Source organism: Nostoc sp. NMS9 (assembly GCF_017114995.1).
Classification (GTDB): Bacteria; Cyanobacteriota; Cyanobacteriia; order Cyanobacteriales; family Nostocaceae; genus Nostoc.
The window spans coordinates 64,545-80,097 of record NZ_JABXKL010000032.1 but is presented as its reverse complement, the minus strand read 5'-3'; the positions used below and the strand labels follow the sequence as shown (position 1 = coordinate 80,097).

Annotated in this window: 13 protein-coding genes; 6 read left to right on the top strand and 7 right to left on the bottom strand. The window is 41.3% G+C overall.

What is annotated here, in order from left to right; translation table 11 throughout:
• Positions 1-301 precede the first annotated feature (301 nt).
• The 3 genes from eboC to HWQ40_RS11075 all read right to left on the bottom strand — a co-directional run bounded on the left by eboC (position 302) and on the right by HWQ40_RS11075 (position 3,478).
• The gene (gene eboC, locus HWQ40_RS11085; RefSeq protein ID WP_292778021.1) at positions 302-1,183 is read right to left on the bottom strand and encodes a UbiA-like protein EboC; all 882 of its coding nucleotides are present in this window, start codon (positions 1,181-1,183) and stop codon (positions 302-304) included.
• A gap of 413 nt (positions 1,184-1,596) precedes the next feature.
• Positions 1,597-2,577 carry a TatD family hydrolase gene (locus tag HWQ40_RS11080; protein WP_292777660.1) on the bottom strand — a complete coding sequence of 327 codons (981 nt, stop codon included), beginning with the start codon at positions 2,575-2,577 and terminating at the stop codon, positions 1,597-1,599.
• A gap of 19 nt (positions 2,578-2,596) precedes the next feature.
• Positions 2,597-3,478, bottom strand: coding sequence for an EboA family metabolite traffic protein (locus HWQ40_RS11075; RefSeq protein ID WP_292777659.1), 882 nt, complete (start codon positions 3,476-3,478; stop codon positions 2,597-2,599).
• 475 nt (positions 3,479-3,953) lie between these two features.
• Between HWQ40_RS11075 and HWQ40_RS11070 the strand changes: the two genes are divergently transcribed.
• Positions 3,954-5,156 (top strand): 3-dehydroquinate synthase, encoded by a 1,203-nt coding sequence (locus HWQ40_RS11070; protein WP_292777658.1) that lies wholly within the window; start codon positions 3,954-3,956, stop codon positions 5,154-5,156.
• Between the two features lie 131 nt (positions 5,157-5,287).
• Here the strand turns inward: HWQ40_RS11070 and HWQ40_RS11065 are convergent, their stop codons facing one another.
• The 3 genes from HWQ40_RS11065 to HWQ40_RS11055 all read right to left on the bottom strand — a co-directional run bounded on the left by HWQ40_RS11065 (position 5,288) and on the right by HWQ40_RS11055 (position 6,678).
• A complete protein-coding gene (locus HWQ40_RS11065; RefSeq protein WP_292777656.1) occupies positions 5,288-5,593 on the bottom strand; it encodes a HigA family addiction module antitoxin in 306 nt (101 codons plus the stop codon).
• 13 nt (positions 5,594-5,606) lie between these two features.
• The gene (locus HWQ40_RS11060) at positions 5,607-5,909 is read right to left on the bottom strand and encodes a type II toxin-antitoxin system RelE/ParE family toxin (protein ID WP_292777654.1); all 303 of its coding nucleotides are present in this window, start codon (positions 5,907-5,909) and stop codon (positions 5,607-5,609) included.
• Between the two features lie 70 nt (positions 5,910-5,979).
• A complete protein-coding gene (locus HWQ40_RS11055; protein ID WP_292777652.1) occupies positions 5,980-6,678 on the bottom strand; it encodes a YdcF family protein in 699 nt (232 codons plus the stop codon).
• A 314-nt stretch (positions 6,679-6,992) separates the two neighbouring features.
• On the opposite strand from HWQ40_RS11055, the gene ctpB reads away from it, so the two are divergent.
• The 4 genes from ctpB to HWQ40_RS11035 all read left to right on the top strand — a co-directional run bounded on the left by ctpB (position 6,993) and on the right by HWQ40_RS11035 (position 13,091).
• Positions 6,993-8,333, top strand: a complete 1,341-nt coding sequence (gene ctpB, locus HWQ40_RS11050) for a carboxyl-terminal processing protease CtpB (RefSeq protein ID WP_292777650.1) — start codon at positions 6,993-6,995, stop codon at positions 8,331-8,333.
• Between the two features lie 148 nt (positions 8,334-8,481).
• On the top strand, positions 8,482-9,450 hold the full coding sequence (locus HWQ40_RS11045) for a glycosyltransferase (protein ID WP_292777648.1): 969 nt from the start codon (positions 8,482-8,484) through the stop codon (positions 9,448-9,450).
• 595 nt (positions 9,451-10,045) lie between these two features.
• Positions 10,046-12,031, top strand: a complete 1,986-nt coding sequence (locus tag HWQ40_RS11040; RefSeq protein WP_292777646.1) for an EAL domain-containing protein — start codon at positions 10,046-10,048, stop codon at positions 12,029-12,031.
• Between the two features lie 364 nt (positions 12,032-12,395).
• Complete coding sequence (locus HWQ40_RS11035) at positions 12,396-13,091, top strand: response regulator transcription factor (protein ID WP_292777644.1); 696 nt, start codon at positions 12,396-12,398, stop codon at positions 13,089-13,091.
• A 696-nt stretch (positions 13,092-13,787) separates the two neighbouring features.
• Here the strand turns inward: HWQ40_RS11035 and HWQ40_RS11030 are convergent.
• A complete protein-coding gene (locus HWQ40_RS11030) occupies positions 13,788-14,072 on the bottom strand; it encodes an Npun_R1517 family heterocyst differentiation transcriptional regulator (protein WP_094350942.1) in 285 nt (94 codons plus the stop codon).
• A gap of 867 nt (positions 14,073-14,939) precedes the next feature.
• On the opposite strand from HWQ40_RS11030, the gene HWQ40_RS11025 reads away from it, so the two are divergent.
• Positions 14,940-15,299 carry an NAD(P)H-quinone oxidoreductase subunit M gene (locus tag HWQ40_RS11025; RefSeq protein ID WP_094350943.1) on the top strand — a complete coding sequence of 120 codons (360 nt, stop codon included), beginning with the start codon at positions 14,940-14,942 and terminating at the stop codon, positions 15,297-15,299.
• Positions 15,300-15,553: the final 254 nt, after the last annotated feature.

The window sequence follows — 15,553 nt, the reverse complement described above, 5'->3', positions numbered from 1 at the left end:
TATTCCACAAAATACTTGCTACATATTCATGGGTAGGGGCGCACATCTATCATTGGTGTCAACTTCAGGTAAAAGTTAGGTAAGAGAAAGCGTCTAGAGTTGCCCTCATCTCCTAACCCCTTCTCCCAACATGGGAGAAGGGGAATTGGAGAATTATGCTCCCCTCTCCCAATTTGGGAGAGGGGCTGGGGGTGAGGGCAAAACTCATGCAGTCAGTAGATTTCAGCTTAAGTTGATACCAATGCACATTTATGCGCCCCTACAGCCGATTAATGGTATTACTGGATGTACACATTGAAATTTAAGTAACAGCAAATAGTTGCGCTAACTTCATCGAAATTGGTAGCAAGATTAGAACTAATAAACCGTAATACAACCCAGCAAAACCAGATGCAACCGTTGCATCTAAGACTATTAGAGATAAAACACCTATTTTCACAGCATTACGGATATTTTCGGCTATCGGTTCTTGCGCAGCTTTGATAAAGTTAGGCAAGACTCTGATAGCTAATAAAATAGCGAATGGTAGTGCTGCGATCGCTCTATACTCTTCTAACAATCCTAAAGCTAAAACTGCCGTCAAAACTGTTGCAATTAGCAGTAGTGCTAGCACTCCCGTAATCTTCTTACCTCCGTGAACTTCACCCTGACTAATTGCGGTAATAGCAGCAATATAAAGAACAGGGATCAGGGCTAAATACCAACGTTCTCCGATGATTTCTGGTACAGCACTTACACCTAATAATAAGTTACTGCCACGGCACAAACCCATATTTAAAGGGCCGAAAAAAGGATGATGTTTGGCGAGTGAGTTATAGAGGAGACATGAAATAGTGATAAAAATAGCGATCGCAGCACTCAACCAAGATACTTGAAAAGCAGCTATAATACCGATCGCAAATAGTATACTCCCCAATAAGGCAGCATTTTGACGAGATACACGACCACTGGGGATTGCTCTATTTGGTCGCTCTTTTGCATCTAATTCAGCATCAAAAACATCATTAAAAACGATACCACCGCCGTATAAACCAGTTGTAGCTAATAACAACCAAGCTAATGGAATTAATATGGCAAAATTTGCTTCGCCATTAATTAATTGAGTAAAAATAATTCCAGAGCCAGAAGCAGCAAAACCAACAAGAATATCCGCCCAAGCAGTAACAATATTCGCAGGACGCATTAATTCCAGATAACCCCGCCAGCCTTGAAAATTTAAGCTTGCAACATTCACTTCTCTGCCTCCATACCTAGTAATTTTTCAAAAAAAAATGCATATTACAAATGAATCAAATATATCTCTATAGATGTTAAAAACAATTCATGAAATCTTCTCCTCTGACTCTTTTTGTGCATGAAATAATAAATATTGGTATTACATATTTGCAGGATAATTTTGCTGATTTTGTAGCGTGGCCATCTTGCCCATCCCTAGTATTTTCGGGCGGTCAGGGATACCTACTCTACAAGAATATCAGCAACACCAAAATATTTCTCCAATAGACTCCATGAGTTACATTGACAATGCAAAGATGAAAATATCTCTTGCAATGCCCAATGCTCAATTCCCAATGCCCAATGCCCCCTTTCAATTTTCTACTCAATCAACACAAAATCTGAAACTGATTTGATTCCTGGTTCTTGTCCCCGCAACACAGAATTACCACTGAACAACTGACGCTGATCGACAGATTGGGGATTGAGCCAATCAGAAGCTTTCATCTGCCCAGTTTGACTGTAAGCAGTTAGGGCGTTTTCATAACAAACTGCTCGCACATGTTCTTCAGGAATACCCCTATCTAACATCAACTGAGCCGTTTTTGGGACTGCCAAAGGATCGCTAATACCCCAATCAGCACTACTATCTACAATGATGCGATCGCATCCATACTTGCGGACAACTTCTACCATCCTGGCGTTACCCATCTTCGTTTGTGGGTAAATCGTGAAAGCTGCCCAAAAACCCCGTCCTAATACTTCTTCAACGGTTTCTTCGTTGTTGTGATCGATAACTACTTGTGAAGGATCTAAACCATATTCAATACAACGATCCATACTCCTACTAGCACCCGCCTTTTTATTGCGATGAGGAGTATGAATTAGTACCAACGTATCGAGTTCTTTGGCTAATTCTAACTGTTGACAAAAGTACTTATCTTCTGCTTCTGTCATGTCGTCATAGCCAATTTCACCAATAGCAACAACTCCCTCTTTACACGCATAAAGTGGTAGCAGTTCCATAACTTCAGCGGCTAGCGCTTCATTATTAGCTTCTTTCGGATTTAGTCCGATTGTGCAGTAGTGTTGGATGCCAAATTGACTAGCACGAAACCGTTCCCAGCCCACAAGACTACTGAAGTAGTCTTTAAATGAACCAGCGTTGGTTCGGGGTTGTCCTAACCAAAAGGCTGGTTCAATAACGGCGACAATACCATATTCCCGCATTACTAAGTAATCGTAAGTAGTGCGGGAACACATGTGAATGTGAGGATCGATGAACATCATAGTTTTAATTATTGGGCATTGGGCATTGGGAATTGGGCATTGGGGATGGGTTATTCTACTTGTCTTCCTCATCCCTAGTCCCCAGTCCCTTTCATTTGTAAACTGACAAGCGATCGCGGCTAAAACTGCTCCAAGTCAGATTACCTTGTTGAATGGATGATTGTAAATCTGGGTAATGAGAAAGTAATGCTTGCGCTTGGGGTAAAGGAGACTCAGCACAAGCTAATGCTGCTGCTTCTTGCTCGTGTATATCTCCATTAGCTAGCACTTTTTCCAAATCTGTGATGATGGTGCTATCGGCAAACCGCCCTACAGGCCGCCAAAGTTCTGGCGTAACTGAGCGTTTAGCTGCCCAACGTTCATGGGCATAGTCTGCCAACATCCTCGCCAATTCTGGGTTAGCACGCCGATCTAGACCCCAAATTAGATGTAACGGACTGCCGACAAACACAGCCTTCAGCACCATCTGATTCCAAGCAGCATTATCTAAGTAATTCGCTGGATAAGGGTTACGTAATGCTATGGCTTGAAATACATTACTCATATTGCTGCGAATTCCCTCAGCAGTACGATGGCGATGTAACTCTGGATGTGGTAATACCGGCAAACTTTGATAAAGGACAACTAACTCCCCCATATCGGCAGTGGAGAAGACTCGATCGAGCGATCGCACATAGCCCTGGGGATCATCGTAGGGCAAAGCTAAAAGCAAGAGTGTGCGACCTGCCTGATCTACACTCCAATTACCAGGATACCAGCCGGGAATCAGATCCTCTGCTGCTTCCAAGTGCTGGAATGTTAGCTGCAAATCCTGTTTACCTAGATAACGCGGCACAGCACTAAAAGCCGTAAAAAAGACTCGTTCAGCAGCGCCGCTAGCAATCTGTGCCTGCTTCTGTTCCAACCAAGTAAAAGCTTTCTCTGAAACAGACTTTAACAGCCAGTGATGCAGTAATTTGTTTACTTTACTCATGATAAATTCAGGATAAGTTGCCCAACTTTTTTTGTGACAACCAAGTATAAAATATAGCACTAAACCTGATATTTTGGGTTTAAAGCAGTTAGATAATATCCTACTGGAATCATAACTTCACTGAATCTATAAAAATCTCCTGACTTTAAATAAGATACTGTAAAGATACCATTTTGATTAGATAAATCCTCAAATTATCTTACGAAAAAAATTAGAATTTTATGTAATAATGATCTCCATTACTAACCTCAGATATAAAGCATAGACATCAATATCAATTGTAAATTCATGTTAATTTGACCGTTATCTTTTAGGCGAAGATACTTCAAAAATATGATTAATTTATTAAATAAATTTATTTAGTAGCTCATTCAAATATTGAATTACTTAATGGATTTGTTATGTCAATGTTGCTGTTACTTGTAATTGCAATAATGTATCTAGTTACGGCTACTTAAAAAGTAATAATATTCAAATGGCTATTCAACAAAAAAGCGCTCTTAATCTACAACCAATTAACCAATGTGTTCGTGTTACTTTCAATTATGATGTTCACTTCACTAGAGGTCTGTTTCAGTTAGATAATCCTTTACTTGCACAAGCGATCGCCGCAGATGGGGAGACAACCCCAAAACAAGTGCTAGCGGTGGTAGATGGAGGATTTTTACACTATCAAGATGGGCTGTTAAAAAAATTATCAGCCTATGCCCAATATTATGAAAATGTACTAACACTGAGCGGTGAACCGATAATAGTTGCCGGTGGAGAAACAGTCAAAAATGATTCTAGATTTATAGAGCAAATTCATCAGCGGATCAATGCAGCTGGATTATGCCGTCACTCCTACGTTTTAGCAATTGGAGGTGGAGCTGTCCTAGACATGGCAGGATATGCAGCAACAACGGCTCACCGAGGAATTCGGCTGCTACGAGTACCAACAACAGTATTAGGGCAAAATGATTCGGGTGTAGGAGTAAAGAACGGAATCAACGCCTTCGGTAAGAAAAACTTTTTGGGTACATTCATGCCACCTTATGCTGTCTTGAATGACTTTGATTTTCTTACTAGCCTCGACGATCGAGATTGGCGATCGGGTATTGCAGAAGCGGTGAAAGTAGCGCTGATTAAAGATGCAAATTTCTTCGATTTCATTATGACTAATGCCGATAAATTAGCTAATCGAGACATGGACATAATGGAAAGACTGATCTATCGTTGTTCTCAGTTGCACTTACAGCATATTGCTGGTAGTGGCGATCCCTTTGAAATGGGTTCATCGCGTCCTTTAGACTTTGGACACTGGGCTGCTCACAAACTGGAGCATTTAACTAATTACAGCCTACGTCATGGTGAAGCTGTAGCGATCGGCATCGCTTTAGATACAACCTATTCATATTTAACAGGTCAACTCTTGCAATCAGAGTGGCAAAGGGTTCTAACTACACTCAAAAAATTAGGCTTTACTTTGTACGTATCGGCACTGACAGAGCAATTGGATCGACTAGACCATCCGCATTGTATATTTAGGGGGCTTACGGAGTTCCGCGAACATTTGGGAGGACAATTAACAATTACCCTTCTACAAGGAATTGGAGAGGGAATAGAAGTTAACCAGGCGGATTTGTCTTTGTATAGAGATGCTATTTTCATGCTGCAAGATTGGGAACTTTTGCATTGATTCTCATTTGGATGCAATTAGCATAAGCGATGTTTAACAACAAGCCCGGAGGTGGAGAGTAAGATTTTCTTAACCTCCGCCCAATTGCAATTATTTGATGCAAATATACTGCTTAATTTTTCAGGCGATCGCTACTTCGTGGTTCTAAATTGCAAAATACTTTTTAGTTCCTCTTGTTCTTCCTTGAGAACGTGGTAAAGTTCCCAATTCTGTTGGAGGTTTAACCAAAACTCTGAACTATTTCCAAAAAATTTTGATAACCTTATTGCCGTACTAGGTGTAATACCTCGCTTTTGATTTACAAGCTCATTTATTCGCTGATAAGGAACATGAAGTGCATCTGCAAGTTCTCTTTGGGTTATTCCCATTGGGTCTAGAAAATCTTTAAGTAAGATTTCACCTGGATGTGATGGGGGTCTATACTTTGGAACTCTCATCTGTTGTTATTTCCTAATGGTAATCGACTATTTCAACTTCTGATGCACCCTGGAGTGTCCATATAAAGCAAATTCGATATTGGTCATTAATCCGAATGCTATGCTGACCTTTACGAGTGCCTTTTAGTACTTCTAACCTGTTACCTGGTGGAACTTTAATGTCATCTAGAGATAACGCTGCATTAAGTTGATCTAATTTTCTACGGGCAACTTCCCAACAGTATATAGGACATTGCTTTCGAGCTTCCTTTGAGTCATTGCCATCAAAAATCTCTTCAGTTCCTTGATCCTTAAATGATAGTATTATAATTAGCATGATAACCGTGTCATCATGCTACCAAAAAAGCACAGTAGCATTATAATCCTCTGCTAGATCCTCATCTTCCTTATTTCCTCAATCCCCCTTGGTGTTCACAATGAAAACCTCGATGCTCCCAAGCTTGCATATCTACATCAGTAAGTTTTGTCACATTTGAGCATTGCGGTTGAATAATTTGACTTAAAATCGCCCAAAATAAGCTGCGTGTTATATCTAATCCAGTTTTAGTCCAAGATTCATGATTACCAGGAATACCCAATTCTTGAACAATTTCTGGCTCTACCCAAATACCATGAGCACCCAAAAGAATCTGTGCCATCCATTTAGCTCTGGGTAAATGACTTGGCGAAGTAATCAACATGACTTTATGCACTCCCCAACGGCGCAGAATTGGAATACTATAATAAAAATTTTCAAAAGTAGAATTCGCACAGTTTTCTAACCAAACGTTTTGTAACTCTGCTAATTCCGCCTGAAAAATTAACCGTATACAGGGATCTGGGGAACCATGAGAAATTAAAATTGGGGTTTGTGGGTATTGTTTTGCCTGTTGGGCAACATAAGTTTCTCGCCGAATACTGCCACCCAGCACAAAGAAGGCATCTATTGGCTGCGAAGAAGCAAAAACTAAGGTTATAGTAGTAAAAATCAGCCAAACACCCAGGAGAACGTACAATCCACCACTGAGTTTTTGTAACAATTGCCACAGATTAGCAGATTTTTTTTTAATAGAAATTAATGATTTGATGGTAAATTTGCGTTTCATGACTTAAGTAAGAAAAACTGATTTTACTGCTGTCTAACAATACTGCAATTGAATGAGCAAAGTGCTATCTTATAAAAGTAATCTAGAATGCAAACATGACGCTAATTAAAGTGTCACACGCTCAGTATAGCCTTCCGGAGAAGACTAACAAAGTGAGAAATGATTGTTAATAACTAATGCGGCATTTTTGGCATCATTATTAAGGATAAAAATGATGAATAAGCATAGTTGATTCTGGGGTATAAAAACTTAAAAATTTCTGGAAAGCCTGATTGCTAAACTGTCAACAACACAATTATTCCAGCTAAGTATACATGAACCAATCTGCGAAAAGTTACTCACCGCTCCAAGTAGCCTTGATTGGTGGAGCGATCGCCACAACTGCTACCATATCCGTGTTCGGCCCCGCTTGGACTCGTGGTGTCCGTGCTGCTCTAGCCCTACAAGACAGCCCAAAAGTGATAGTTGACCAAGTTTGGCAACTGGTAAATCATGAATATGTTGATGGTAAATTTAATCAACAAGATTGGCAAGCAACCAGACAAAGCCTGTTGAGCAAAGACTACTCTTCTCGCGAAGAAGCTTATGCTGCCATCCGCGAAGCTTTACAAAAGTTGGGAGATCCTTACACTCGGTTCATGGACCCCCAACAGTTTGAAGCTCTCACTAGCCAAACATCTGGGGAAGTCTCTGGTATCGGCGTTCGGATGGAAGTGAACGAAAAAACTCAGCGGCTCACCGTTGTCGAAGCCATAGAAAATTCTCCAGCACTGAAAGCTGGGATCAAAGCAGGCGATGAAATTTTGGCAATTGACGGCAAATCTACTCTCAAAATGAAAGTGGATGATGCTTCTAAACTAATACGTGGCAAAGCGGGTACTCCCATCAAGCTACGGCTGGGACGCGCAGGCCAAAATGCCTTTGATTTGAAGCTGACAAGGGCAAGTATTGAAGTCCCAACAGTACGCTATACCCTCAGACAAGAAGGGAACCGCCGCGTTGGCTATATCCGTTTGCGGGAATTTAGCGCCCACGCCGCAGACCAAATGCAAAGAGCCATCCGCGATTTGAACACTAAGAAAGTTGATTCTTATGTGTTGGATTTGCGGGGAAATCCTGGCGGTTTGTTGCAGGCGAGCATTGAAATTGCTCGGATGTGGTATGATAATGGCGGAATTGTCAAGACAATAGACCGTGTGGGCAGCAGTGAGGAAACTAAAGCCAATCGCACTTCTCTAACAAATCGTCCTTTGGCAGTGTTAGTGGATGGTAATTCAGCTAGCGCTAGCGAAATCCTTACAGGGGCGCTCAAGGATAATAAGCGGGCGGTAGTCGTAGGTGGTCAAACCTTTGGCAAAGCCCTAGTGCAGTCAGTTCATGAACTAGCAGATGGTTCTGGCTTGGCTGTCACCATTGCCCATTACTACACCCCGGCGGGAACGGATATTAACCACAAAGGAATTACACCAGATATCAAGCTAGACTTGACAGAGGCACAAGAGCGTCAATTGGCTTCTAATCCAAATTTAATCGGAACTAAGAGCGATCCCCAATATGCTCGCGCGATCGCAATTCTATCAAATAACAACTTTGCCCAGCCGCCAGCAAATCAACCGACTCGACCTATGAGCCGCGCCGATAACCTGAAATTTTAGATTGACGCGAATGATTTGTTACCAGGTGTTTATATAGTAGTATTCCCAAATCCAGATTTTTGGAGTTATGAAAACTGCTTGATATGCCGTTCCAGGATTTTGATTTGGGAATACTAGCTAGTAATCCCATCTCCAAAATCTCAGATTTATGAATCATCAGCGATTTGATGCAACCACTGCCACCAGCTTTTTACCAATGGTGTCGGTGGTTGTTCCTATTTATAACGGTGAGGCGGATTTACCAGAATTAATCAATTGTCTATTATCTCAAACTTACCCAAAAGACCGGGTAGAATACTTGTTGGTGGACAATAACAGTAGCGATCGCACTCTCACCATCCTGAAAACATCTGCCGAAAATTGCCCAATTACAATTCGCCCCTTGAGCGAAGCCCAAATTCAAAGCTCTTACGCTGCTCGTAATACTGGGATTCGCGCCGCTACGGGTGAAATTATCGTTTTTACCGATGCAGATTGTCGCCCACAACCGCAATGGTTAGATTCACTAATTCAGCCTTTTGTCAACGCAGAAGTGGTAATTGTTGCTGGTGAAATTTTGGCACTACTAGGCACAACTCTGCTAGAACAACACGCAGACCGTCAAGAAACTTTATCGCAAAAGCATACCCTTAACCATTCCTTTCGCCCCTATGGTCAAACAGCTAATTTGGCGATTCGACCCATTGCCTTAGAAAAAGTGGGTTTATTTCGTCCCTATCTGACTACTGGTGGTGATGCTGATATTTGTTGGCGGATTTTGGGGGAAAACATCGGGCGTTTGGAATTTGCCCCAAATGCGATCGTTCAGCACCGCCACCGCGCTACACTTCAAGAACTGCAAAGTCAATGGCGGCGTTATGGACGTTCAAATCGCTATCTGCACGAACTGTACGGTGTAGATTTAATGCGAGAGATGACACCCAAAGAATATGGCTATCGTTTGGCACGTTGGTTATTGAAGGAAATACCAAGAGATATTAAAAAGGCGATTGCTGGTCAAGCCACCCTTGTAGATTTATTAAATACTCCCATTGGTTTATTCACAGCTAGGGCGCGTACTGCTGGACAAAGAGACGCCAAGCTACCAGAGAATGCCAAGATAATTGCTCGACTGTAATGAAGAAAAAGAGCGTTGCTGATTTAGATGTGTAAATCTTGGTATAGAGACGTTGCAATTGCTAGTCTCTACAAAGGTTTTGAAATTACGCAAAATCATTTTCATACCTGAATTCAGTAACGCCTAAGCAAAAACGTTCTTGTCAGTCCAGAAGCATTGACTGAGACCCTTATTCTTTCCTTAGCTCACAAAAGCGAATGTATCTTAAGAAGTATTTTCAAAAATAGGTAAAGCAAATATGCTGTTATTAATCTTTTAACTTTAGTACCTTGTATTTAATAAAATAAAAATTTCAGTAGGTAGGGCTTGTTGCCACTTAGCACTTTAGTCGTTATTAGACAAGTTTGTGGCACTGAATAGGGCGAAAAGTTGATTGAGGCTGCATAACTTTGATTGCTTCCTCATTATTGAGAGATAAGTTAGTAAATCAAAAAACCAAGTTCTGTCATATTTATTTATAGAGTGTCCGCTCTTTCAAGTAACCTTCTCTCCTTGCCTGCTCAATAGCGTCTGAAGTCTTGAAGAAAGCATGGGGTTTGCTTCCCCTGCTCTCTTCATTCACAGTTACGCTTCATAGTTTTGTGAGTTGAGCAACATGAAAGTAGATGGATTTAATCAACAGATAGATAAATTGTGCTCACAGATACAAGGACTATTAAAATACTATGGAACTAAGCTGAACTCACAACAGGAGATGATCACAGAAGCTTTCGAGAAACTTAACACCGCAATGGAAGAACTATTGACAGCTTCCGAGGAGTTAAAGGTAACACGAGCGGCAGTAGAGAAAGAGCGCCAGCGTTACCAAGACTTGTTCGAGTTTGCTCGAGATGGTTACTTGGTAACTGATACCAACGGGACAATCCAAGAGGCTAACCATGTAGCAGCAACTTTGCTCGGTGTCCAACAAAAATATTTAGTAGGTAAACCATTAATTCTTTTTATTGCTCAACAAGACCACCAGTCCTTTAGCTCTCAAATCAACAATTTGCAGGAGATACTGAACTGGGAAATTCACATACAGCCACAGAGAGGAACGCCTTTCCCTGCTAATGTGAAAGCGTCTGTAGTACACGACCTTGAGGAGAAGCGCCTTGGCTGGCGTTGGCTGCTGTGCAACATCAGTGAACGCAAACAGGCTGAAGAAATGTTGTACCGAGCTTACAGTGAGTTAGAAATACGGGTGGCGGAACGGACAGCGGAACTGGTAAAAGCAAATCAGAAATTGCTAAATGAAATTACAGAACGTAAAAGAGTCGAGTCACAACTACTGCACCTTGCTTTTCACGATGCACTGACGGGTCTGGCAAACCGCGTTGCATTTATGAACCGCCTAAAACATGCGATAAATTATTCAAAACGGCATTCAGATTATCTATATGCTGTGCTATTCATCGACCTAGATCGGTTTAAGGTGATCAATGATAGTCTTGGACACCTAAATGGAGACCAATTACTGCTTGCTATTGCAAGTAGACTAGAAATATGTGTACGCTCCATAGATACAGCGGCACGGCTTGGGGGAGACGAATTTACAATCCTGCTTGAGGGAATCCAGGATGTATCAGACGCCATCAAAGTTGCTGAACGGATTCAGAAGGAACTGGCATTACCCTTTAAGCTTGACGGACAAGAAGTCTTCATCACGGCAAGTATTGGCATCGCGTTGAGTTCGACAGTAGACTATCAACACCCAGAAGAACTGTTGAGGGATGCAGATACAGCAATGTACCGAGCCAAGGTGCTAGGCAGAGCGTGTTATGAGTTATTCAACTCAGATATGTATGCTGATGCTCTAGCGAGATTACAGTTAGAAACTGATTTGCGCCGAGCAATTGAACGCAAAGAATTTCGGGTTTATTACCAACCGATTGTTTCACTCACTAGTGGCTCTATTATAGGTTTTGAGGCTCTATTGCGCTGGCAGCATCCAGAGCGTGGTCTGCTTAATCCAGCAGATTTTATTCCCCTAGCAGAGGAAACTGGACTAATTTTCTCCATTGGCAAATGGGCTTTGCATGAAGCCTGCCGCCAGATGCAAGTTTGGCGGGTATGTCATCGTTCTAAGTTACTAGAGAAAATTAGTGTTAATCTCTCCGTAAAGCAATTTTCTCAGCCGGATTTGATAGAGCAGATTGAGCAAATTTTGCACTCAACTGGCCTTGATGCTGGCACTCTAATTCTAGAGATTACTGAAAACGCAATTGTGGAAAATGGCGATAAGGTAACTGCCGCAATCTTACAACTTCGAGAGATGGGCATTGAGTTATCAATTGATGACTTTGGTACAGGCTACTCCTCATTAGGCGGTCTTTATAACTTTCCGATTAGTGTGTTGAAAATTGACCGTTCTTTTATCAGCCTGATGGGCACTAATAGTAAGAATTTAGAAATTATTGAGATAATTGTCACCTTGGCACACAAACTAGGTGTGGATGTGCTCGCTGAAGGGGTAGAGACAAAAGAGCAACTATTACTTCTAAGAAAGTTAAACTGTCAATATGGCCAGGGACATTTTTTCTCAGTTCCGTTAAATAGCTCGGCAGCAGAGGCATTAATTATGGAAAATCCTCAATGGTAAGGGTTATTTAAAAAAATTCGTAATTGATAATCACGCTCTTTTTATTCTCATAGCAATCATGAATCATAGCTACTGGAGACTGCCTTACTAGATGGTCGCTTAGTTAGAGTCAAGAGGAGCAAACTCTCCTCAGCAGTAGCCAAGATGAAGCCATGAACTGTTGGGATCTTGCTACAGGGGAATGTTGGACAACTTTGCGCCCAGCCCGTCCCTATAAAGGCATGATCGTTAATGCAGCAACAGGGTTGATGGAGGCACAGATGTGAACTTTAAAAGCTTTAGAGGCGGTAGAGGTGAATTCAAGTTGCTCAATACCTACCAACTTTCGCTAAATTGGAAAAAGGAAAACTCAAGGGAATTTTAAATGTCAGCACAATTGTTACTGGTGGATGATGAACCAGGGATACGGGAAGCCGTGAAAGACTATTTGCAAGAGAGCGGTTTCAGCGTTCAAGTCGCCAGTAACGCCCTTGAAGGTTGGGAATGGATGCAGCTGAATACACCTGACTTAGTGATTTCCGATGTGATGATGCCTCAAGTGGATGGCTATCAGTTCCTGAAGCAACTACGGGAAGACCCCCGTTTCCAAGCACTCCCGGTAGTATTTTTAACTGCTAAGGGTATGACAGGCGATCGCATTCAAGGCTATCACGCTGGTGTTGATGCTTATCTACCCAAACCCTTTGATCCAGACGAGTTAGTGGCTATAGTCGAAAATTTGCTAGCTCGTCGCGCCGCTAAGGCTGCGAGTACGGGAGATGACGCTGAAACCCCGGATCTTGTTGAACTAGCCAATCAGATTGCCCAAATTAAAGCATTGTTAACTCAAAGAAATGCTATTTCCCAATCGCCAGCCCCTTTTAAAATTGATTTGACTCCCAGAGAACAAAGTGTTTTAAATTTGGTCGCAGAAGGGTTGATGAACAAAGAAATCGCCCGTCGCTTAGAAACCAGCGTCCGCAATGTAGAAAAATACGTCAGCCGTTTGTTTAGTAAAACCGGCACCAATAGCCGTACGGAGTTAGTTCGTTTTGCTCTGGAACACGGTCTTGCTAAATAGGCATTATTGGGAATTGGGCATTGGGCATTGGACATTGGGCATTGATTAGTAGTTATTAGACCTCTTGCATAAATCAAAAATAAGAACCCCACCCTGCCAAAGCTACGCTTTGTCTCCCCTCCCCTTGCTAAGGGGAGGGGTTGGGGGTGGGGTGTTAGGGACTTTTGCAAGAGGTCTATTCTCCATCTCTCCTGCTCCCCTGCTCCCCTGCTCCCTTATCTCCTAGTCCTGGGTAATCGGTAATAGGTAACTGGCTGCTAAACCATGACCTATTACCAGTAATAGATAAAACATAAGTATTTCAGCAAATCAGGCACTTAGCTTAAGCAAAAAGCTAAAAGAAAGGTTATTTATTTTTACTTTGATCTTTTAGGTTTTCATTTGATTTGCGCTTGTTGTCCAATTCCCGATCTGTAAAGACACAGGGTTTTATTATTCTGCAATGTTTTGATAAAAACTCGGTAAAATGCACCCGGCTGAATTTGCTTTCAGATTCTACCAGTACCCTTTGCTACAAAGTTTTTAATAGCGGAAACTGCTCCTGGGACTTTGTGCTGCTAAATAAGACTTTCACAAAGTAGAAATCAAAATATTTTATGAAATCTACTGACTGCTTAGTTTTTATGGCAACAGGGGTATGGGATCAACATTTAATTTGATGCCCAATTCACGTTTTTCACTACTTAAATTACACTTTTAGGTTGGAGAATTTTCCGCGACATTACGCAAGCGCATTAACTGACGCCGCATTTGAGGCGAGGCTTTAAACTCAGACACTTCCTGGGCTTTAACAGACGCTTGTAGCGTTTCTAGAAAGTCATCAGAACCTTCGGTTAAAGCATCAAGTAGCACCTGTAAGAGTTGCTCGCGATCGCTCAATAGACTCTTTTCCTCAATCAACCGGAATTTGAGATGTATTTCACACTCATAAACACCTACTTCGAGATTATTTATCTGGCGTGGTAATGCTTTGGAGTTCATAGCTATTGAGATTCCTTTACTTGGTTGTCATGAGGGCAAGGAGGTAGATGTCCAGCAAAAATTCTTTATATCTCTTTTGAATCCAAAGTGCTTGAATTAAGAATTTTTCTTCATCAATCACCTTTGTATTCCATTTCACTCCCCTGTGGTGTATTTTCAAGCTAGATTTTCAGTGTCTAGATTTTGAGGTTTCTGTGCCAGATGTAGCTTATGGTAAGCCATAACTATTATTCAGTTTTTAAGATTCTACACAATAAAGTTTCTGTAAGAAGTTGTTCAACCTTTTTAAAGGTTTTTACATCAACTTTATGTGAACGTCAATAACAGTTTGACTTGTTACTTTAATTTTAGTGTTTATACGTAAGTAAAACCGCTGAATTTTTTGGGGTTTATTAAAGCCAGCGGTCGATGTAGCGCTATTCAGTGAAATTACTTGATGTACGTTTTTTGCAATAGAAAATTCAGGATAAATTGCTCGGCATAATTATTAATTTCAAAACTTTTGTTCTCCATAAAAAAAGTACACAGATTAGATTCTTGCTGCTGAGTACCTTGTTTTACTGCCATTTGGGATTGATTGAGTCCAAAAATCTTAGCAGTAAGTCAGATTTGTAGACTAAATGAAAATATTCTATCAATTAATTTTTACAGAAAAATAATTCGACTACTGTCAGTACTAGCAGTTAAATATATCTTCAACTCATAACAGTAGTAGCAAACTCATCAGTAAAGGTGATATTTTTACTTATGACCATTCAATGTACCCTTTTAAAACAGCATTCAAAGCTTTTAAATTGAGAGCATTCAAGCTCGGATATAACGTCTACAATAATTTCAGTGTAATCCACGCAAATCTTACACCTTTTTATGGATAACCCGATGCTGCTCAAGTCCACAACCCGGCATATCCGCATTTTTGCAGGTGAAATTGACCGGGATGGCGATCTAGTTCCTAGTCAACAAGTCTTAACCTTAGATGTTGACCCAGATAACGAATTTAATTGGAATGAAGATGCACTGCAAAAAATTTATCGAAAATTTGATGAACTAGTAGAAGCATCTAGTGGCGCAGACCTTACAGACTATAACTTGCGCCGTGTAGGGTCAGACTTAGAGCATTATCTGCGATCGCTTCTGCAACTCGGCGAAGTCAGCTACAATCTTTCTGCCCGTGTTACTAACTACAGCATGGGAGTCCCTCAAGTTGCCATTGACGACAAACAATAAGCCAATGAGTTAGTAGCGGGCTACCTGAACACTTCTGTACAAAGAGTGCTGAGTTAAAAGTGTCTCGGTTGAAAGTGGAAAAATTCATCCAGCGTATTTCAGGTAAATGAAGTACACGGGTAGGGGCACAACATTTTGTGCCCCTACGATTATTTGTACTTCTTAACTCAGCACTGGCTAACCCCCTCTACCACCAACAGCAGTCCGAAAGAGATTTTTAGAGTCACTGCATTTATCAGGTACTTTTGCCAAAA

Bases quoted from the DNA above. Each gene is read 5' to 3' on its own strand.
- eboC (WP_292778021.1), bottom strand. From the start codon at position 1,183: ATGCGTCCTGCGAATATTGTTACTGCTTGGGCGGATATTCTTGTTGGT.
- HWQ40_RS11080 (WP_292777660.1), bottom strand. From the start codon at position 2,577: ATGAGGAAGACAAGTAGAATAACCCATCCCCAATGCCCAATTCCCAAT.
- HWQ40_RS11075 (WP_292777659.1), bottom strand. From the start codon at position 3,478: ATGAGTAAAGTAAACAAATTACTGCATCACTGGCTGTTAAAGTCTGTT.
- HWQ40_RS11070 (WP_292777658.1), top strand. From the start codon at position 3,954: ATGGCTATTCAACAAAAAAGCGCTCTTAATCTACAACCAATTAACCAA.
- HWQ40_RS11065 (WP_292777656.1), bottom strand. From the start codon at position 5,593: ATGAGAGTTCCAAAGTATAGACCCCCATCACATCCAGGTGAAATCTTA.
- HWQ40_RS11060 (WP_292777654.1), bottom strand. From the start codon at position 5,909: ATGCTAATTATAATACTATCATTTAAGGATCAAGGAACTGAAGAGATT.
- HWQ40_RS11055 (WP_292777652.1), bottom strand. From the start codon at position 6,678: ATGAAACGCAAATTTACCATCAAATCATTAATTTCTATTAAAAAAAAA.
- ctpB (WP_292777650.1), top strand. From the start codon at position 6,993: ATGAACCAATCTGCGAAAAGTTACTCACCGCTCCAAGTAGCCTTGATT.
- HWQ40_RS11045 (WP_292777648.1), top strand. From the start codon at position 8,482: ATGAATCATCAGCGATTTGATGCAACCACTGCCACCAGCTTTTTACCA.
- HWQ40_RS11040 (WP_292777646.1), top strand. From the start codon at position 10,046: ATGAAAGTAGATGGATTTAATCAACAGATAGATAAATTGTGCTCACAG.
- HWQ40_RS11035 (WP_292777644.1), top strand. From the start codon at position 12,396: ATGTCAGCACAATTGTTACTGGTGGATGATGAACCAGGGATACGGGAA.
- HWQ40_RS11030 (WP_094350942.1), bottom strand. From the start codon at position 14,072: ATGAACTCCAAAGCATTACCACGCCAGATAAATAATCTCGAAGTAGGT.
- HWQ40_RS11025 (WP_094350943.1), top strand. From the start codon at position 14,940: ATGGATAACCCGATGCTGCTCAAGTCCACAACCCGGCATATCCGCATT.